Source organism: Bacillus cereus group sp. MYBK30-2 (genome assembly GCF_051915945.1).
GTDB lineage: Bacteria > Bacillota > Bacilli > Bacillales > Bacillaceae_G > Bacillus_A > Bacillus_A paramycoides.
This window is the reverse complement of sequence record NZ_JBQAFR010000002.1, coordinates 1,392,770-1,411,798: the sequence shown is the minus strand read 5'-3', so window position 1 is coordinate 1,411,798 and position 19,029 is coordinate 1,392,770. Positions and strand designations below refer to the sequence as shown.

Below are 19,029 nucleotides of genomic sequence, written 5' to 3'. Positions count from 1 at the left end.
TTATTCACTCCAAGTTGCGTTAAAACGATACCCAAGTCCACGTACTGTTTCAATAGCATTTTCAATACCAAGCTCATTGAACTTTTTACGAAGACGCGTGATGTTTACGTTTAATGTATTTTCCTCAACGAAGCTTTCATCATCCCAAAGAGCGGCTAGTAAATCTTCGCGACTTGCTGTACGTGGGAATTTAGATAATAGCATTTCCGCTAAAATCGCCTCTTTCTTCGTTAAAAGAACTTGTTCAGATCCAAAATGGATTTCTGGACGTTCAGGGAATAATTTTAGCCCTTCTACTTCAACGATACGCTCAGAAATATTTGGTGCATAATCACCGTAAATACGACGTAATTGACCTTTAATTTTTGCCATTACAACGTCGTAGTGGAACGGCTTCGTAATGTAATCATCCGCACCGCTTTCAATCGCCATAATTTGTTCCATTTCACCTGCACGTGCCGAAATGAAAATAATTGGACAAGTCGATTCATGACGAATTTGACGGCACCAGTAGAATCCATCGAATTTCGGTAAATTTACATCAAGTAAAACAAGATGTGGCTTCACTGCGTTAAACGACTCCATAATATCATCGAAGTTCTCCGTAACAACAGCATCATAGCCATATTTTTGAATGTGAGATTGTAGTAATGTTGAAATATTTGGATCGTCTTCAACGATTAAAATTTTATACATATGTATATTCCTCCTCAAAAAAACAATTGTAGCTATAGTGTATCATGTGTTTCAAGTCTTTTCATTATGTTGAAATATAAGCTATATAAATATACAAATTAAAAAAGGACATAGAACCTTTCTTTTTAGGGAGAGAGAGGATCCAGCCATGCATAGAAGCGGTCAGAGCCTTTTTCTGCCCCGTACGAAGTAAAAACAAAGATATCAACTGCCCGTAAAACCCCCACTGATTAAAGTTTCACTTTATATAGTAAACAGTATAGGTCAAAAGTGGAAAAAGTAAAAAGGGCCTTATATATAATTGACAATTAACTGAAATCATTTTAACATTTAGATAAATATCTAAATGTCTAATTATTGAAAGGAAGAAAGACATTGAATCAAGCATTTAAAGCATTAGCAGATCCAACAAGGCGACAAATTTTAGATTTATTAAAAGAAGGCGATTTAACCGCTGGGGAAATTGCCGAACAGTTCAATATGACAAAGCCAAGTATTTCACATCACCTAAATGCGCTTAAAAATGCTGAACTTATTCAAGATGAAAAAAGAGGACAATTTGTTGTGTACTCTTTAAACACAACTGTATTTCAAGATTTATTAACTTGGGTGTTTACATTTACGAATAAGGGGGTAGAGGGGAAATGAGGAAGCATCTTATCGCAATTATATTAATTTTTATAACTGGTCTAGCTTGGGCATATGCATGGCCGAATTTACCGGATACTATGGCAATTCATTGGGGGACTGAAGGTGTGAATGGCTTTGCTTCCAAATTTAATGCAATGCTGTTACTACTTGGGATTATGATTTTTACCTATGTTTTATTAACAGTTACTCCTAAAATTGATCCTAAGAAAAAGAATTACGATAAATTTTCTAGAAGTTATACGATAATGAATTATAGCGTATTAGTAGTATTATTTTTAGTAAACATGCTCGTAATTGGGGTAGGATTAGGTTATGACATTCCGATGAATAGTACACCGTATGTTCTTGTTGGTCTTTTATTTATAGTCATCGGCAACTATTTACCACAGTGCAAGCCAAATTACTTTGTAGGTATAAAAACCCCTTGGACGTTAAGTAACGAAGAAGTGTGGAGAAAGACGCACCGTTTTAGCGGAAAGGTGTTTGTTATATTAGGAGTTATTATGATTTTAAGTATTTTTGCACCGGTGGCATGGAAATCTTTCTTAATGGTTGGGATTATTATTGGGGCAGTAGGACTAACGATGGGATATTCTTATGTGGCTTATAAGAAAGAGATAGGGGCTTAATAGAAAATCTATGGGGGAGAGAGGATGAAAAGACACATATTACCATGGAGTTTAATTATTGCAACTGCAATTGGATGGTATATTGTATGGCCAGATTTACCAGAGCAAATTCCACGTCATTATAATGCTGCAGGAATGGTAGATGGATATTTCTCTAAAGTGGAGGCAAGTTCTTTTTCGATAGGTAGTATGTTTGTACTTTATATAATGTGGCTAGCTATTGGGTATATTGATGTAATGAAAGGTAAGTATAAACGGCAAGCTAAAGTCCTCTCTGCAATTAACTATGCCATTCTTTTTATAGGGTTCGGCTGTAACATATTTGCGCTCTTAGCAGCGTCTAATTATATTGCTTCAGCTTCAATTGCATTGAATTTCGGACTTGGAACACTATTTCTTGTACTCGGTAATTATATGCAACAAACGAAGCCAAATGGTTTAGTAGGAATTCGAATGGAATGGACATTAGAAAATCCTATAGTATGGAGAAAAACACATCGATTCGCTTCGAAGGTATTTGTAATAGGGGCACTCTGTATATATGCTGGGGCGTTACTTACAGATCCATTCAATATCTTTATGGCGGTTGGAGTGATACTAATATGTATCTTCATATCAACAATAAAATCATATGTTATTTATAAAAAAGAAATGCAATTGTGAGTTATACTAGTCAAATTTTATATTTATAGTTTCTATGTGTTAAGAGATTTTAATACTCAGTGGGGATAACGAAAAACTTACTGAGTAACTTTTTTGCTATATAGTCTGAAAATTCGGTTAATAAATAGACGGTTTGGGGGAAATCATATGTTAGAAATTATAAACTTTAGCAAGACATACAAAGGTGGCAATAAAGCAGTAGATCAGTTAAATATTACTGTTCAAGCAGGAGATATCTTTGGGTTTATTGGACATAACGGTGCGGGGAAGAGTACAACAATTAAGTCGTTAGTAGGAGTTATAGATTTTGAAGAAGGTGAAATTTTTGTTGATGGACATTCAGTAAAAAAGGATCCGATTACATGTAAGAGAGTAATGGCGTATATTCCTGATAATCCAGATTTATATGAGCAATTAACAGGAGTTCAATATTTGAACTTTGTCGCCGATGTTTTTAAGGTGTCTGCAAAAGATCGGGAAAAGGAGATACAAAAGTACGGAGATGCTTTTGAGATTACACCGTATCTAGGAGATTTAATATCTTCTTATTCACATGGCATGAAACAAAAAGTGGCGATTATATCAGCGGTTTTGCATAAACCGAAATTATTAGTTTTAGATGAACCTTTCGTTGGTCTTGATCCAAAGGCTGCTGTAGTATTGAAAGGGATTATGAAAGAGCTTTGTGAAAAGGGAAGTGCGATTTTCTTTTCTACGCATGTTTTAGATGTGGCGGAGAAGTTATGTAATAAAATAGCGATGATTAATAGAGGAAAATTAGCACTTTCAGGGGAAGTGAATTCTTTAATAAAGGAAGGCTCATTGGAAGAGCTCTTTATGAAGGAGCTTGCTAATGAATACTAATAGTCTGGGCCTTTTGAAAATCCGGTTGATAACGCAGCTTGGTTTAAATACTTTTAGATACGAAAAAGATAAGAAAAAGAAGCAGAATAAGATTTTGCTGTCAGCATCTCTTGTCTTAGTTGGTGTCATGTTAATGCTATATTGTGGGGCCTCAGCATATGGGTTGGTGAGACTAGGAATAAGTGAAATTATCCCAGTTTATGCACTAGTTATTAGCAGTGTATTGACGTTGTTTTTTACTATATTTAAGGCAAATGGAGAGATTTTTGCTTTTAAGGATTACGATTTTTTAATGTCATTACCGATTCGTGTAAGTACTGTTATTACAAGTAGGTTCTTGTATTTATATTTGCTGAATACACTCTTTTCAATCATAATCATGCTACCAATGGGAGTTGTTTATTGCATATATGAGAATCCATCAGTTTCTTTTTACTTTATGTGGTTTATCAGTATGTTTATAGCATCTTTAATTCCAACAACACTCGCAGCAGTCTTTGGAGCTGCGATTACGGCAATCGCTTCTAGATTTAAAAATACGAATAAAATAACTACAATTTTAAGTTTTATAGTAATTATTACATTTAGTTTCTTTATGATGAAAAATGGGAATTCTCAACATAGCCTTAATGATATGAACGGAATTGGTGCAATGGTTTCAGAGCAATTAACTAAGGTTTATCCATTGGCTAACATGTTTCAAAAAGCAATTGTTAATGCTGATATTGCAGCTTTCATCCTGTTTGTTGGGATATCGGTTATTTGGTATTATCTTTTTGTAAAAATACTTTCGTTTAAATATAAGCAAATAAACACAGGGATTACCACTTATCATATGCTTTCAAATTATGAGATTACTGGTATGAGAAAAGAAAGTGTATTGGTCGCATTGTATAAAAAAGAACTGAAGCGTTTCTTTTCTTCTACAGTGTATGTAATAAATAGTGGAATGGGAGTTGTGCTGGCGATAGCTTTCTCGCTGGCTATAGTTGTGATAGGACCAAGTCAATTAATAGCGTATCCTGGAATTGAGACGATTTTGCAAAAGGTTGCACCATTTGCTATTGCAGCAATGATTTCGATGACATGTACAACATGTGTGTCATTGTCTTTAGAAGGAAAAAATGTATGGATTATTAAGTCGTTGCCTATTACCCCAAAGATGATTTATGACAGTAAAATTCTTATGAATCTTTCATTAAGTATACCTGCATCATTTATTAGTGCCGTATTACTGATAATAGGGTTAAAACTAGATGTTTGGAGTTCTCTTTTAATCGTAATAACACCGATAATATATTCATTCTTTTCGGCAGTATGGGGGATTTTTATTAATAATCGATTTGGTTATTATGATTGGGTATCAGAAACTCAAGTAGTAAAACAAAGTGTAGGATCATTTGTTGGCATGTTTGGTGGCTTAATTGTGGCTGTTATACCGGCCTTGTTAATCGGTACTGCTGCTATCTCGAACTACAGAGTATTTACTTTTGTAGTTGTTATAGTGCTTGCGATTATTACTATATTCTTGTATAAGAAAGAATCGAGAAGAAGTGTAAAATAAAAAGCTGCTCTTCCTTTAAAGGGAGAGCAGCTTCTTTATTTTGAAAAAAGTTTAGACTCTTATATTACTTTTTCAAAACAGGTATCCAAATCTCACTTTTAAAAGTTGATGATGTGATATCTTTCTGTTCATTCCATAAAATCTCTGGTCCTGCTGTTAGTTCATAGTTTGAAGAAGGGAACCATTCGGAATAAATACGTCCCCACACGTTTTGCAATGCATCAGGAAATGGACCGATAGCTTCAAATATAGCCCACGTTGAAGCAGCAACTTCAAGTTGTTTGAATTGCTCTGGACAATCTTTCGTTGTGGCTACTCCAATATAGTGATCGAGTTCGCCTTTTTCCTCCATTCTTCTTTCAGAAAAGTTAGTAGAAGCACTAATAATTCCTGTAGGTTCAATATTTGAAAGGGATTTTAATGTTTCGATTGATTGGCTGTCTAAACTTTTCCACATAGAAGCAATTTCTTCATTTACACCAGTAAAAACAATCGGTACTCGTTTTTGTATACCAATGATTAGAAATGGCTCTTTTTCTTCAATTCGATAGTTCATTTCATTTCCTCCTTTAATCGATAACTGGAAGGTCATTGGTGAATAAGCTTTCAAAGAACGGCTAGTACTTCGAGCTTCTGAAGGCGTTATTCCGTGCAAATTTTGAAATGCACGTGAAAAAGAATCTGGTGAGTTGTATCCATATTTTATAGCGACATCGATGACTTTTACATCGCTATCTTTTAGTTCAAAGGCCGCAAGAGTAAGGCGTCTAAAGCGAATATAATCTGATAGTGATATGCCAGCTAGAAAAGAAAACATTCTTTTGAAATGATATTCGGAGCAGAAAGCTAGCCTTGCTACTTTTTTAAAATCAATTTCGTGTGCAAGGTTGTCTTCAATATATTGCATTGCCGCATTCATATTTTTAAGTGAATCCATTACATGACCTCCTTTGTAAACAGAATAGCAGGAATGAAATAGCTCCATCCGACATTTCATGCACAACTTTGTCGGGTGCATTTTTAACCTTACAAAAATGTAATGTTCCTGTAAGGAGAATGAATGGATGGCATGATATCCCAATGTTATAGTAACAAAGTACTTTCATTCAGTAGGTTAAATTATGATGTCTTTACTTGTGTGCCTTACATAACTGTCATGTTTGTGTAAGAAACATCGATAGTGGCAAGAGTAGAGAGTGTATATAGTTGAAAATAGAGAATAGAAGAAATGAGGGATGTCGAGATGAAAACGGTGTTAGAAGCAAAAAATATAAAAAAAGTATATGACACAGGTGGTAATAAATTTGAAGCGTTAAAAGGTATTAACTTACAAGTAAAAGAAGGTGAGTTCGTTGGAATTATGGGACCTTCTGGTTCTGGTAAGACAACTCTTTTAAATGTTCTTTCTACAATTGATAATGCGACGGACGGTGAAATTTTAATTGATGGAAAAGACATCGTGAAGATGAATGATGATAAGCTAGCATTATTCCGCCGCGATCATTTAGGATTCATTTTCCAAGATTATAACTTATTAGATACATTAACGGTAAAAGAAAATATTGCTTTACCTCTTGCATTATCAAAGGTGAAAGCGAATGAAATTGATCGCCGCGTTCTTGAAATCTCGAAGAAATTCGGCATTGATCATATTTTAAGTCAGTTTCCATATCAAGTATCTGGTGGACAGAAGCAGCGCTGCGCGGCATCACGTGCGATCGTTACCAATCCTAGTATGATCTTTGGGGACGAGCCGACTGGAGCGCTTGATTCTAAATCAGCGACAGATTTATTAGAAAGTATGAAGTCGTTAAATGAATATGATAACTCTACAATTTTAATGGTAACGCATGATGCGTTTGCGGCGAGTTATTGTAAACGAGTTATTTTCATTAAAGATGGTGAGTTATATAAAGAATTGCACCGCGGTGAATCAACGCGTAAACAATTTTTCCAAAAAGTCGTTGACGTAATGTCTTCCATTTCTGGAGGTATGGCTGATGACCTTATCTAGCATTGCCCTCCGCAACATACAGCGGAACTTTAAAGACTACTTTGTATATTTTGCATCTATGATTTTTAGTATTGTAATTTACTTTACATTTAAAGCACTGCAGTACAATTCGCAAATGGAAAAAGCCGCGGAAGGTTCTAAAAAAATTAGCGGTGCATTCCAAGTTTCCAGTGTCATGCTTATTATTTTCGTAGCAGTGTTCATTATATATTCAAACGGATTCTTTACACGAAAACGTAAAAAAGAAGTTGGATTATATTCCTTATTAGGTATTCGTAAAAGACAGATTGGTAAAATGCTCTTTTATGAAAATATGTTAATGGGGTTAATGTCTTTAATTATCGGGATTGCGATTGGTAGCGTCCTTTCAAAACTATTCCTTGAACTACTAGTAAGTATGATGGGATTAAACTTAAATGTTCATTTTGAAGTACCGATGGCTGCAATTATTGATACAGCAATTATTTTCTTTGTGATTATATTGTATACATCACTTCAAGGGTACCGCTTAATTTACCGATTTAAGTTAATCGAACTTTTCCGTGCAGAACGTGAAGGAGAAGCAATGCCAAAAGGATCAGTCATTATGGCATTAATTTCAGTTTTCTTAATCGGTTCAGGTTATTTCTTAGCATTAATGTATATGAAGGCACTTAAGTATGCAGACTTTATGGTAGTCGCACTTTATATTTTACTTGCGACAGTATTAGGTACGTACTTACTATTTATGTTCTTTACAGTATTCGTATTGAAACGTGCAAGAAATAATAAATCATCGTTTTATAACGGTATGAATATGGTAACAACGTCACAGTTACTATACCGTATTAAAGGAAATGCAAAGTCACTTGCGACAATTTCTATTTTAAGTGCGGTAACATTAACAGCGGTTGGTACGTCAGTTACGATGTATTACAACACATTTACGCAATCAAAAGCAGTTGCGCCGTACAGTTATTCTTACGAGAAAAAAGATGCAGAGCTAGATAAGAAAGTAAATGCGATTTTTGCCGAAGAGAAAGCAAATCACCCTGTAAAAGATCAATTTGAAATTGAGATGGTTCCCGTAAAAGGGAAGTTTGAAGGAGATAAAGTTGATTTCATTTTTAATATGAACTACAGAATCTCAGAAAAATATCAGTTTATGTCTCAGTCTGAATTTAATAAACTTGCTAAAAAAATGGAAGTAGAGACAGTGAATGTAGCTACTGGTGAAGCATTTATATATGATAGCTCTTATATTGAAGGGTATGAGTTTAGTCCTGAATATAAAGGAAGTAAAGCGGTATTCCAAATTGGAAATGAAACGAAGACATTAGCAATCCAAGGTGCAAATAATAATGCAATTACGAATTTAGGTGAACTAGTTGTTGTCGTTTCAGATGAAATGTACGAACAAGCGAAGCAAGCATTTGGAACACGCGTTGTAAAAAATATTGATGTAAAAGATGAAAGAAACAGTAAAGTATTAACAGAAAAATTAACAAAAGTGATGCCAGCTGGTGAATCAGAAATGGTACCACCATTTAGAGACTTCTACACTGGCTTCCACATGGGGCTTGAAGGAACTGGCCTAATGATGTTTATCGGAATGTTCTTAGGACTTGTATTCTTACTAGCAACAGGTTCTATCATTTACTTTAAACAATTAACAGAAGCAAATGCAGATCGTGAGCGTTACGTTGTACTTCGCAAAGTCGGTGTAACGAAACAAGAAATGAAAAAAGCAATTGCAAAACAAGTAAGCTTTATCTTTGCGATTCCGTTAGTAATCGGAATTTTACACAGCCTATTTGCACTAAAAGGTTTAGCAAACTTACTACCATTTGAAATTATGATTCCGCTCCTAATTAGTATCGGAGTATACGGTGTCATTTATATCGGATATTACTTCTTAACAGTTCGTTCTTATTATAAGATTGTGAGTGCGAAGTAATAGGTGATAGTTATCAGATTGTTGCTTTATTAAACGATAATAAAAAATAGAAAAATAGCCATTTACCTAATTCTTTTTACTTAGGTGAATGGTTATTTTTTGTTTTAGTAAGCGCCAGTGAGAGATAAGTTTGTATGAATAAAATAAAATTTAAGAAAAATACGGATTTGAAACATAAGCCTCTTATTCTGACTAGACCGCTAAGAAGGTATAAGTGAAGTGATATAAATTATATTTGATGGGAATAGCCTAGATTTTATTGACACAATCAATGGGCATCAATTATGTCAATAAAATTAAAAGTATGCTTACGATTAAAGGCATCTATGCATATTACAGAACACTTCACAGGATTCATTTCAATTACAGTCATGTAACTTGTAGGAAAATAACCATCTTCATAATAAGTAATCAATATTTCCTTTTCTGAAATGAATGAGCGTAATAGATGATCTTCAATCCTCTCTCTATCATTTTGTGGTGAGATGTTTAGTATTTCTTTAATACACTTGTGTGTGCCAGCAGGCTTTCTAGGCATAATAGTCATTTGAGCTAATTTCAATGTGTCTCTATCTTTTGATATATTTGCGCTATCCATACTTCATATTCTCCTAACGCTATGTTTTCTGTATCTTTCTGACCTAGGAAGAACAGTTACTAGAAATAGATATTACCGATAATTTGAATGCTAAATTTCTTATTTTCTGGAACTGAATACATTGTATAAGCAGCCTATTTTGGAAGATATTTTAGCTTTAAAATTTATATAACAAAGAAATTATGTGGAATTAGTTTTATTGTTAATTTACTTAGCATTAAAAAATTACCAAATTTATCAACTTATTTATAGTAATTTATTTGTCATTATTGTACTTTTTTGAAGCGGCTAGAAATTTATTATGATTAGTATTGAAAATTTGGATCAAGGAGAATAAGGGCATGTAAAAATAGAAAGAATATCAAATCGAATTGTATACTTACTAACTTAAGCATAAACAAATCGACCAATTTTGAGGTGTGGGTCTTACCATTCGAAAATGAGAGGAGAAAACAAACTTGTGAATTTTGCATCTAGGTGAGCTAGTATTACACCCATCTCACCTAGTGTTAAGAAAGCGCTTCTATATTACGGTATGATTTTCCCGATATTGTCTAGGGGTCATACTAGTGATTTTTTTGAAAACTCTTGTGAAATAACTTTGATCATTAAAATTAAGCCAGGTACAAATATCTGATAATGGATATGTCGTTAATGTTAATAATTTTTTTGCTTCTTCTACTCGTTCCCTTTGAATGTATTCGCTTAAAGGGATGCCCACTTCTTTTTTAAATAACTTAGATAAATAAGTAGGAGAAATATCTAAAAGGCTAGCAAGATCATTGAGAGATATTTCATCGTAAATATGTTTGTGAATATGATTTAGGCATGTAGTTATTGAATTAGAATATGCTTGATTACTATATTCTTTAACGCGTTCTGCAAAAGTACATAATGCATCTTCAATTAATCTATTTACGGAGTACATGTTATCTAGCTTTTCAATGGTTTGGATATATAATGTACCAAGTGGAAAAGCGATATCTGATGGAAGATTACCCTCTATCGCATATCGAGTAGCTAGAGTAATTGCCATAATACCATTATTTTTCTGGTTTCTGAGTTGGTCTCCTTTTGATGAAATTGCCGCATCTTCTTGTGGGAATGAATACGCATATTTTATTACTTTTTCTTTATCGCCTTCTTTGATTGCTGAAAAAAAATTACGTTCTAATGATATGTTGTAATTTTTAGGGTCATTTCGACGACGTTTTGAAATATATAAATCGGGATTTACAATTTTATAAGAAACGTCCTCTAGTACTTTATTCTTTTCCCAAACAATACCTATATCTAATTTTTCATTGAAAATTACGTAATGCAACCAAATGCTTATATCAATTAGAGTACTTTTTTTAATCTCAGGTAGAAATTGATAGTAATCTATCCCTTGTTGTATGTTTTTGGTACAGTTGAAATCTTCCATGAGTTTGATAGCCATTTCATCTGATACCTTTGGATAGGTAGTGGGACCGATTATAATAGTTCCTTTTATATGTTCGTGTTTTGTTACATGAATTATAATGAAATTTTCAAGATACTTATTTCCTTTGAAGATTGGAAAATTACAAAGAGCGTTCTCTTGATCAAGTTCACTAAGATGTTCTTCTTTAGAAGAATAAAAGGGACTGTAAATATTATTAGAAGTAGATTGATATAAAATTTTTTTGCTAGTAGATAAAAACTGAACAGGTACATGAAAGGTTCTATGTACAAGATCACATAAGTATTGTAGGTCGATGGAATTATTCATTATTTTCTATCTGCTCCTTTTAAGTAGTTTGTAAAACACCACCGATTAAAATTTCATTTAACATCTATTATATCAAATAAACAAATTTATTAAGGTGGAATAATTATAATATAAGAAATATAAAATGTTTTGTTTATAAGGCTAAAAGGATGTTTATAAAAAAACAAATGGCCATTGATAAACTTGGCTTGAAGGCTGTTCAAATGCATTCTTATCTCACGGTAGCTATCGCTGTAAGCGATAGCTGCTTTTTTTATTCTTCATAAAATCTTAAGAAATCTCCTTAATTTTTGTTAAGAAACGATAGTTATACTTAGACACAAGTTAAAAACAATTGAACGAATGGGGAGAGGTTTACGTGCAGCTCATAACATTCTTAAATGAATTTATTAAACATCCGAAACATACTGGCGCAATTGCGCCAAGTTCAAAAATATTAGCGAAGAAAATGGTAGATGTAATCGATTTTAATAGAGCGAAGTGTATCGTGGAGTTAGGGCCTGGTACAGGGGTTTTTACGAGAGAGATTATGAAGAGAAAGAAGAAGGAGACAATATTTCTTCTTATTGAAATTAATGAAGTGTTTTTCAAAGAGCTAAAGAGCAAATTTAAAGATGAGCAGAACGTCATTGTTGTACACGGTTCAGCTGAAAATATAAAGAAGTATATGGAAGAGTTCAATATAGAATACATTGATTACGTCTTATCGGGATTACCTTTTACTTCTTTACCAGAAGAAGTTTCAAAGCGTATTTTAAACAATGTAATGGAAGTGATACATGAGAACGGTGAATTTATTACATTTCAATATTCACTTGTGAAAAAAGGGTTTATACAGCATTTCTTCCCTGAAATTGCGCTAGAAAAAGTGTGGCTCAATTTCCCGCCAGCTTACGTCTTTAGCTGTAAAAAAGAGCTAAGGAGAGCATATGCGTAATGGAATTAAATGAATTATTATCCTACATTGAGCAATACGGTTATTGGGCACTATTTTTCTGTTTATGGTTAGGGATTATCGGTATGCCGATTCCAGATGAAATGATTGTAATGAGTGGAGGTTTTGTATCCTCACTAGGGGTATTAAGCATCATTCCTGCATTTTTATTAACATATTTAGGTGTTGTGTCCGGGCTTTCTTTAGGTTATATACTAGGGAAAATATTTGGTACGAAAGTACTTGATAAGCTAATGAAAAAGAAAAAAGCGAAATATCTTTTGAAATCTCAACAAATGGTAGAGAGGTATGGTCATTATGCGTTAATCACAAGTTACTTCATACCAGTTGTAAGACATATCGTACCGTATTTAGTTGGAATGAATAACATGCGATTTAAGACGTATGCTTTGTATTCCTATACGACAGGATTTGTTTGGACACTCGTTTACTTTGTACTCGGTTCTTTATTTGGACAACATATTGAAAGTATTGTAGCGATCGCGATAGAGTATGGTATGTATTTTGGCGGGATTGTTCTTGTTGTTACGAGTGGTACTTATTTGTATAGGCAAAGAAGAAGTACAGTGATGAGTAAGTAGATAGAATAAAGGTTTATGATCATTGGGAGTAGTGTAAAAAATTATAAAAGGAGAGTTATTTTGTAGAATAACTCTCCTTTCTTTTCAATGTAATAGCTTCTTATTATTTAAATCAGGCTTTGTTTGAAACACGATTATATAAATTGTTAATATAATTGTATTGATCAGATTGGCTAATATAGTCATAAAATCACTTGATGGAATTAGGAGAACAAAGATTGAAAGTATGGCAGAAACAAGTGGAATGAACTTTTGTAAAGTAGTTAACTCTCCATTTTTATGAAGCTGCGAAGACATAAAGAAGGTAATTAAGAAAACAACGGATGTAAATAATAGTCCTAAATATCCCCAACCATCTTCAATATACCAAGGTAAAAAGCTCATTCGTGATGTGAAAATAAATAAATTTAATACTAGCATACTAATTATTAAGGTGTTTAAAGTGGTAATGATTGTTTGTTTCTTCATTTGAATTACGCTCCGAAATGTGATTATAGTATCAATTAGCGCTTAGTTAATTGAGTTAATTCTTGTAAATCTTTTTCTTTAAAGGACTTAAAATTATTCTTTTCAACTGAATACATATCTTCTTTTATGAGACCAGCTTTATATTGCGCATCTAAAAACTGAAGCTCTTCATCCCCAATTTTGATACTTAGCTGAAGGCACTTTTCTCGCTGAGCCGTTGGTAAATCATCTAGGTGTTTCGGTTCTTTATGTGGATTTTTTGTATTATCAACACGAATTCCATAACGTAGTTCTAATTCATCTAGCTGTTTATATAATACGTCTAATTCTTCTCTTTGCTTCATTATTGAATCGACTTCTGAGCTTGTGATATTAGGATTAGTCAATTTGAAATGAGCTAGTTCTTCTGCATAAATTCCAGTTTTTGTACCTGTATTTGCAAACACAACAGTTGATAATCCCATTAGTAGACCAATGGATAATGTCGTCATAATTAATTTTTTCATATCGTTTTATTCCTTTCGTTGTTTTAGTATAAATAAAATATTTTTATTGAGCGGCTTTTGCCATTTCCATAAATCTTTCTTCAATTTCATCCAATTCGAATGAATGACATAGTCTACGGTCTTCTTTATCTAAAATTCTATAATGTTGAGATAGAATATTTTGTTGTATTTGATAACCGTTTAATTCTTTTATTTGTCGCCACCATACCTTTCCTCCTAAAGTCTTCGGGAAGTTAGTATTGTAATGTGTAAAAGCGATCGTTTTTATAATTTCATTAACATCATCTCCGAATGTCATCTGGACTGTCTCACTCTGTTCAAAGAGTGTTACGACACAAACTGCGCCTGCCCATGTGAGGGTACGTCTACCCTTTTCAATTTCTACTAATGTTTTCTTTGATAAACCGATAATCTCTGACATTTTATCTTGTGATAAATCGTTTTCAACACGGATTAGTTTTAATTTTGAATTGACGAGTTTAATAAATTCTTGCTTATCCATCATACATCTTCCTTTCTTGTATAGTGTAAAATTACACTAAAGGTGTAATTTTGTCAATTATAGTATAAGGAGTTACCTTATATTGTTTTGATCTTGTTAATTAATATTTCACTTTTAGTTTAAGAAAATGTTAAGAAATCGTACGAGTTTTTATTAAGGAATACGCCCTATACTTAGAAACGTCCTACAGAAAAACATAATGAAAGGCGGAATATAGATGAAAAGATTTATACTTGCATCAGTATTTATCATCGTGGCAGGAGCAGCATATTTATTAAATGGGAGTGCTGCGATTGATAGAATGAATCCATTTCTTGATTTAGAATATCGTTACGCAGTGATTGATAATGATGGAAAAGAGTTAGGCGGAAATAAAGGCCGTGAATATAAAGTGACAGCTTATAATGAAAAAGGAGAATCAAAAGAAGTTACGATTGATGCAGTAGATGAATTACCGAAAGGCTCGTATTGGCATGTCATTACGAGAGGGCAGTTTTTACATGATAAAGTACAAGTAACGACAGATAAAATTCCTGATGGTGCGAAGGCGAAGTTAGGATTATAGAAAAAACGATTCCTATTGTACCTAAAAATAACTAGGACATGCAAACAGACTATTTTGTTATTTTTTTAGTAGTATTATTGGAAAGTGAAAGGCCAATATATCTATGTTATACTTTAGTGAATTTGAAAAGATTTTTTGTTTTTTTGAGAAGAGGGTGATACATATGCAAAAAGATATTTTAAATATATTAGATAAAAAGCAAAGTAAATATGAATTTCCTACATTAGATAATGAAAATATAGATACTTCCCAAGTGAAATTCTCTCTTTTCTTTAAAGAGAATAAGGAATGGTTAATGGTGTTTCAATTTGTTGGTGTAGGCTCATTAGGCGTATTTAATGATATTCAAATATACGGTGATAGAATCGATTATTCAATTGCTGATGACGGTATTTTGCAACTAAGTGATGGAGACTATGAAGTATTCGATGATGAAGGTGAGTTTCTACTAGATATTCATAAAGGTAGCTTGAATATTCGTGAGCAACAGATTGAATATCAATTTACTGAAGAGGATTATGTGAATAATGGAATAGATGTGCAAACGACAGAATCTTATCCAACACATTTCATGCGTATGCTTGCTACTAATGAGGAAGCTAGAAAGTTATTATGGTGGAATAAAGAAGAAATTTTAGCAGAGGTAGGTTTAAAAGGCGATTGGGAAGTAGCTTATGAAACGGAAGAGTGGCAACATGTTTCAGATGAGAAAGTAAGTGAAAATGAATTCTTCCAATCAGTGGCTGCTGCGATAGAGAAGAAAGATCCAAGAGTTATTGTGAATAAGGCTGCTAATACACATTGGAAAAATTGGGTGGAGTTTAATTACGAAAACTCATATTAAAAATTAAAGAGTAGATAGAAACTCTTTTCTTCTAATAAAAAGACTATCCAAAATGTTGAAATTTGGATAGTCTTTTTTCATTACACAACCGCAGGATTATAAATCATCGTAAAGTGCCCTTGTAATAGTTCAATATGACACGGTGTATGTAGTGAACTTTCTCCATCCGTATCTACTTCTTTTTCTTCTTCTGTTTCAATATGAATTGATTTTGCTTTCACATGGAAGATGTCATTTTCGTTTGTGTCTTCAAATAGTTTCTTTCCGATATAATCTTTAAATGCTTGAATGCCTGTTGATTTTACGACGAAAATATCGAGTGTTCCGTCGTCACATTTTACGTTCGGAATAAAGGACGGGATACCACCAAGATATTCACCGTTTCCAACCATAACAAGAACAGCTTCGTCTTCATATACTTGTCCGTCGTAAGTGATTTTTACTGGGAATGTTTCAGCGTTTTTTACAGTTCGAATTGTGCTTAAATAGTAACCAATTTTACCAAGCTTTGCTTTTTCCTCTGCATCAATATTGTTTGATACTTCAGAGACAAGCCCAATGCCCCAGAAGTTTAAGAAGTGTTGTCCGTTTGCTTTTGCGACGTCAACAGGTTTTACATGTCCTTTTGTAATAAGTTTTGCTGCTTCTGCGATGTTTTGCGGAACGCCGAGTGTGCGAGAGAAGTCGTTGCAAGTTCCGCCTGGAATGATTGCAAGTGTAGGTCTAATTTTAAGAGGAGCTAAGCCGTTTGTGCATTCAAATACAGTTCCGTCACCACCGAAGACGATAATTAAATCTACTTTACTAGCAAACTCCTGGCAATAGTTTGTTGCATCACCTTGTTTTTTCGTATGAAGGATGCGTAGGTCAGGAAAAGCGGCAGCAAGTGGTGGTACGATTTTCGCTAAGTTCGTATGTAAATCACCTTGTCCTGCTTTTGGATTTACGATGAGGAGTACTTTTTCAAACTTTGTCTTTGTCATTTTTATTCTCTCCCTTTGTCTTTTACGAATCGTGATAGAAAATAAACTTCCATCAGTAATTGATGGAAGTTTATTTTATTATATTATTCCGTTACAACTGAAGCGATAAATGGTAAGTTACGATATTTTTCCGCACAGTCGATACCGTAGCCAACGATAAATTCGTCTGGAATTTGGAAGCCAACATATTCAGCTTTTAAATCCACTTTACGACGCTCGGGCTTATCAAGTAACGTACAGAATTTCAATGCTTTTGGTTTATGCATGAAGAAGTGATCTTTTAAGAAGTGAAGTGTTAAACCAGAATCGATAATGTCTTCTACGACAATTACGTTTTTTCCAGTAATGTTTACATCGATATCTTTTAACAGTTTTACTTTTCCAGATGTTTCAGTTTGATTTCCGTAACTAGATGCAGAGATAAAATCGATTGTTACATCGTTTTTAATGTGACGAATTAAATCAGCAGCGAATACGAAAGATCCTTTTAATACAGCGATTACTACGATTTCTTCCCCTTCAAAATCACGTTCGATTTGAAGAGCTAGTTCTTTTACTTTTTCTTGTAATTGTTCTTCAGAAATTAAAGTGTCTTTTATTTCAATATTCATTTGAATCCTCCTACAATGTAAAACTTATGAACATTTCGACTGTAAAGGATAGAACGGAAAAAGTCAAAGAAGAATAGAGGTTTTTACAGAAATACCCACAATATAATCAGATGATATGATATACTGATTATATTAAGAAAACGCTTCCATAAAGGGTGATTATGATGAAAAAGAAACAGTATACGAGTGTAACATTTATAAAAGCATTACTTTTAACAATTGTTCTTGGTATGTTGGCTTACGTAATTGATGTACCTGCGATTCGCATTTCACTAATTGGAATGACTTTAGTATTAGGCGCAATTTCTCACGGTATGATGTCGCAGCTGCAAGAAGCTGGATTGGATGATATGAAAGATCATATAGATAAGAAATGAGAAACCTTCACGTATATAGAATGAAGGTTTTTTTCTTTTCTTACAAAAATGTAAGGTAATTTGTAAGACAAATCGATAGTTGCATAGTAGTGTTTTGGATAAACTATAAGTGTAAGGTAAAAGGCAAGCATATTTTAGGTAAATTAAGTTTTAGGCACTCTATATGTGAAAAAGGAGTAGGAGGGCATGGAGAAACGTTGGACGACCTTTTCTTTTTTAGCTACTAGTAACACCGTAATGCTAGCTGGAGAAATGGATTTTTTGCATATGTTTGATCGAGAAGACGATCATTCTTCTTCTAAGTTTACAATGAAATGGCGTAAATGGAGCGATAGTTGTAAATCGGAAGAAGAGGCCCCTAACGAAAGGCAAAAAATTATTTTAACAAACCCTATTAAAGCATGGGTCGTTCAACGTCGTAAGTGTAACGTCAAAAATCACTTCAAGAAAACTGAGCCGAGACAATTAGTTATCACTCCGGCCCTTCCTACTTCTAAATCACGCGAAAGTAACAAATAAATATCGAGACACACATCCAAAAAAACATCGTATATATTACGGTGTTTTTTTCTTTTTCTGAGATGAAATCTTTAAATGAAATATATTTCATCTGCATCTCATATTTACATCTGTTATTTATTCTAGTAATACATCCGGTGCGAAGTGATGTGAATAAAGTATAAGGAGAGAATGAAGATGAAAAAGAGACTATTACCAATTTGTGCAATGGCACTTTTAACAGTAGGTTATTCTTCGGTAGCGAGTGCTTCAACTGGAACACTGACAAAGGAAGAAGCAGCGCAAGTGCAGTCAGATGTAGCTAAAAAGGAAGAAGCAATTAAGGCACAGCAAAAAAATGATGCAGAGAAAAAGCAAGCGGCGCAAGTACAAGAAAAAAGTGATATGGCTAAAAAAGAGGAAGCAATAAAAGCCGAGAAAAAGAGTGAAGAAGAGAAAAAGAGAATAGCACAAGAACAGTTAAAAAGTGATATGGCCAAAAAAGAAGAAGCGATAAAAGCCGGGCAAAAAAATGATGTAGCCAAAAAAGAAGTAGCGAAGCCAGTTGTGCAAGGTGAAAAATTACCAAACACAGCATCAAGCAATGTAGCAATGATGGCATTAAGCGCCTGTCTTGTCGCAATAGGTACATTATTTGGATTGAATCGTCGCAATAAGGTTAAAGCGTAAATAAAATATTAGCCTATAAAGAATGGGATAATTTCATATATTAAAAATGGTAGGTTACTCCTACCATTTTTTGCATGGAGG

Annotated in this window: 23 protein-coding genes; 14 read left to right on the top strand and 9 right to left on the bottom strand. The window is 33.5% G+C overall.

Annotation, left to right across the window (positions count from 1 at the left end):
• Positions 1 to 696 (bottom strand): response regulator transcription factor, encoded by a 696-nt coding sequence (locus ACTFQM_RS19010; RefSeq protein ID WP_178938706.1) that lies wholly within the window; start codon positions 694 to 696, stop codon positions 1 to 3.
• A 375-nt stretch (positions 697 to 1,071) separates the two neighbouring features.
• Here ACTFQM_RS19010 and ACTFQM_RS19005 point away from each other — a divergent pair, with 375 nt between their 5' ends.
• The 5 genes from ACTFQM_RS19005 to ACTFQM_RS18985 all read left to right on the top strand — a co-directional run bounded on the left by ACTFQM_RS19005 (position 1,072) and on the right by ACTFQM_RS18985 (position 5,067).
• The gene (locus ACTFQM_RS19005; RefSeq protein ID WP_440035693.1) at positions 1,072 to 1,344 is read left to right on the top strand and encodes an autorepressor SdpR family transcription factor; all 273 of its coding nucleotides are present in this window, start codon (positions 1,072 to 1,074) and stop codon (positions 1,342 to 1,344) included.
• On the top strand, positions 1,341 to 1,976 hold the full coding sequence (locus ACTFQM_RS19000; protein ID WP_440035691.1) for an SdpI family protein: 636 nt from the start codon (positions 1,341 to 1,343) through the stop codon (positions 1,974 to 1,976). Before ACTFQM_RS19005 ends, ACTFQM_RS19000 begins: the two co-directional genes overlap by 4 nt.
• A 24-nt stretch (positions 1,977 to 2,000) precedes the next feature.
• Positions 2,001 to 2,639: an SdpI family protein gene (locus ACTFQM_RS18995; RefSeq protein ID WP_440035688.1), complete on the top strand. Its 639-nt coding sequence runs from the start codon at positions 2,001 to 2,003 to the stop codon at positions 2,637 to 2,639.
• A 147-nt stretch (positions 2,640 to 2,786) separates the two neighbouring features.
• The gene (locus ACTFQM_RS18990) at positions 2,787 to 3,503 is read left to right on the top strand and encodes an ABC transporter ATP-binding protein (RefSeq protein ID WP_440035686.1); all 717 of its coding nucleotides are present in this window, start codon (positions 2,787 to 2,789) and stop codon (positions 3,501 to 3,503) included.
• Complete coding sequence (locus tag ACTFQM_RS18985) at positions 3,493 to 5,067, top strand: putative ABC transporter permease subunit (RefSeq protein ID WP_440035683.1); 1,575 nt, start codon at positions 3,493 to 3,495, stop codon at positions 5,065 to 5,067. The genes ACTFQM_RS18990 and ACTFQM_RS18985 overlap by 11 nt, the downstream gene beginning before the upstream one ends.
• A 64-nt stretch (positions 5,068 to 5,131) precedes the next feature.
• Here the strand turns inward: ACTFQM_RS18985 and ACTFQM_RS18980 are convergent, their stop codons facing one another.
• Positions 5,132 to 6,004 (bottom strand): AraC family transcriptional regulator, encoded by an 873-nt coding sequence (locus ACTFQM_RS18980; protein ID WP_440035681.1) that lies wholly within the window; start codon positions 6,002 to 6,004, stop codon positions 5,132 to 5,134.
• A 306-nt stretch (positions 6,005 to 6,310) separates the two neighbouring features.
• Between ACTFQM_RS18980 and ACTFQM_RS18975 the strand changes: the two genes are divergently transcribed.
• On the top strand, positions 6,311 to 7,081 hold the full coding sequence (locus ACTFQM_RS18975) for an ABC transporter ATP-binding protein (protein ID WP_002173944.1): 771 nt from the start codon (positions 6,311 to 6,313) through the stop codon (positions 7,079 to 7,081).
• Positions 7,068 to 9,017 (top strand): ABC transporter permease, encoded by a 1,950-nt coding sequence (locus ACTFQM_RS18970; RefSeq protein ID WP_440035679.1) that lies wholly within the window; start codon positions 7,068 to 7,070, stop codon positions 9,015 to 9,017. The genes ACTFQM_RS18975 and ACTFQM_RS18970 overlap by 14 nt, the downstream gene beginning before the upstream one ends.
• A gap of 268 nt (positions 9,018 to 9,285) precedes the next feature.
• On the opposite strand, the gene ACTFQM_RS18965 is transcribed toward ACTFQM_RS18970, so the two are convergent.
• Positions 9,286 to 9,615 carry a YolD-like family protein gene (locus ACTFQM_RS18965; protein WP_440035677.1) on the bottom strand — a complete coding sequence of 110 codons (330 nt, stop codon included), beginning with the start codon at positions 9,613 to 9,615 and terminating at the stop codon, positions 9,286 to 9,288.
• 523 nt (positions 9,616 to 10,138) lie between these two features.
• Complete coding sequence (locus ACTFQM_RS18960; RefSeq protein ID WP_440035676.1) at positions 10,139 to 11,368, bottom strand: helix-turn-helix domain-containing protein; 1,230 nt, start codon at positions 11,366 to 11,368, stop codon at positions 10,139 to 10,141.
• Positions 11,369 to 11,726: 358 nt separating this feature from the next.
• Here ACTFQM_RS18960 and ACTFQM_RS18955 point away from each other — a divergent pair, with 358 nt between their 5' ends.
• Both ACTFQM_RS18955 and ACTFQM_RS18950 read left to right on the top strand, forming a co-directional pair.
• On the top strand, positions 11,727 to 12,305 hold the full coding sequence (locus ACTFQM_RS18955) for a class I SAM-dependent methyltransferase (protein ID WP_440035674.1): 579 nt from the start codon (positions 11,727 to 11,729) through the stop codon (positions 12,303 to 12,305).
• The gene (locus tag ACTFQM_RS18950; RefSeq protein WP_440035672.1) at positions 12,305 to 12,904 is read left to right on the top strand and encodes a DedA family protein; all 600 of its coding nucleotides are present in this window, start codon (positions 12,305 to 12,307) and stop codon (positions 12,902 to 12,904) included. Before ACTFQM_RS18955 ends, ACTFQM_RS18950 begins: the two co-directional genes overlap by 1 nt.
• An 84-nt stretch (positions 12,905 to 12,988) precedes the next feature.
• Here the strand turns inward: ACTFQM_RS18950 and ACTFQM_RS18945 are convergent, their stop codons facing one another.
• From ACTFQM_RS18945 to ACTFQM_RS18935, 3 genes are read right to left on the bottom strand one after another with little or no spacing between them, the layout of a single operon-like run.
• Complete coding sequence (locus ACTFQM_RS18945) at positions 12,989 to 13,372, bottom strand: hypothetical protein (RefSeq protein WP_440035671.1); 384 nt, start codon at positions 13,370 to 13,372, stop codon at positions 12,989 to 12,991.
• Positions 13,373 to 13,407: 35 nt separating this feature from the next.
• Positions 13,408 to 13,863 carry a hypothetical protein gene (locus ACTFQM_RS18940; protein ID WP_440035668.1) on the bottom strand — a complete coding sequence of 152 codons (456 nt, stop codon included), beginning with the start codon at positions 13,861 to 13,863 and terminating at the stop codon, positions 13,408 to 13,410.
• Positions 13,864 to 13,921: 58 nt separating this feature from the next.
• The gene (locus ACTFQM_RS18935; RefSeq protein WP_440035667.1) at positions 13,922 to 14,380 is read right to left on the bottom strand and encodes a helix-turn-helix transcriptional regulator; all 459 of its coding nucleotides are present in this window, start codon (positions 14,378 to 14,380) and stop codon (positions 13,922 to 13,924) included.
• A 217-nt stretch (positions 14,381 to 14,597) separates the two neighbouring features.
• On the opposite strand from ACTFQM_RS18935, the gene ACTFQM_RS18930 reads away from it, so the two are divergent.
• Together ACTFQM_RS18930 and ACTFQM_RS18925 are read left to right on the top strand one after the other, a co-directional pair.
• Positions 14,598 to 14,945, top strand: a complete 348-nt coding sequence (locus ACTFQM_RS18930; protein WP_265622122.1) for a YxeA family protein — start codon at positions 14,598 to 14,600, stop codon at positions 14,943 to 14,945.
• Positions 14,946 to 15,108: 163 nt separating this feature from the next.
• A complete protein-coding gene (locus ACTFQM_RS18925; RefSeq protein WP_440035665.1) occupies positions 15,109 to 15,789 on the top strand; it encodes a DUF7003 family protein in 681 nt (226 codons plus the stop codon).
• Positions 15,790 to 15,869: 80 nt separating this feature from the next.
• Here ACTFQM_RS18925 and ACTFQM_RS18920 read toward each other — a convergent pair whose 3' ends face one another.
• The gene (locus ACTFQM_RS18920) at positions 15,870 to 16,772 is read right to left on the bottom strand and encodes a diacylglycerol/lipid kinase family protein (RefSeq protein WP_440035663.1); all 903 of its coding nucleotides are present in this window, start codon (positions 16,770 to 16,772) and stop codon (positions 15,870 to 15,872) included.
• A gap of 83 nt (positions 16,773 to 16,855) precedes the next feature.
• The gene (gene hpt, locus ACTFQM_RS18915; protein WP_025148857.1) at positions 16,856 to 17,383 is read right to left on the bottom strand and encodes a hypoxanthine phosphoribosyltransferase; all 528 of its coding nucleotides are present in this window, start codon (positions 17,381 to 17,383) and stop codon (positions 16,856 to 16,858) included.
• A 161-nt stretch (positions 17,384 to 17,544) separates the two neighbouring features.
• Here hpt and ACTFQM_RS18910 point away from each other — a divergent pair, with 161 nt between their 5' ends.
• From ACTFQM_RS18910 to ACTFQM_RS18900, 3 genes are all read left to right on the top strand, one after another.
• The gene (locus ACTFQM_RS18910) at positions 17,545 to 17,760 is read left to right on the top strand and encodes a hypothetical protein (RefSeq protein ID WP_048374395.1); all 216 of its coding nucleotides are present in this window, start codon (positions 17,545 to 17,547) and stop codon (positions 17,758 to 17,760) included.
• A 186-nt stretch (positions 17,761 to 17,946) separates the two neighbouring features.
• Positions 17,947 to 18,279, top strand: a complete 333-nt coding sequence (locus ACTFQM_RS18905; protein WP_327908370.1) for a hypothetical protein — start codon at positions 17,947 to 17,949, stop codon at positions 18,277 to 18,279.
• Positions 18,280 to 18,456: 177 nt separating this feature from the next.
• Positions 18,457 to 18,948, top strand: coding sequence for an LPXTG cell wall anchor domain-containing protein (locus tag ACTFQM_RS18900; RefSeq protein ID WP_242273615.1), 492 nt, complete (start codon positions 18,457 to 18,459; stop codon positions 18,946 to 18,948).
• Positions 18,949 to 19,029 lie beyond the last annotated feature (81 nt).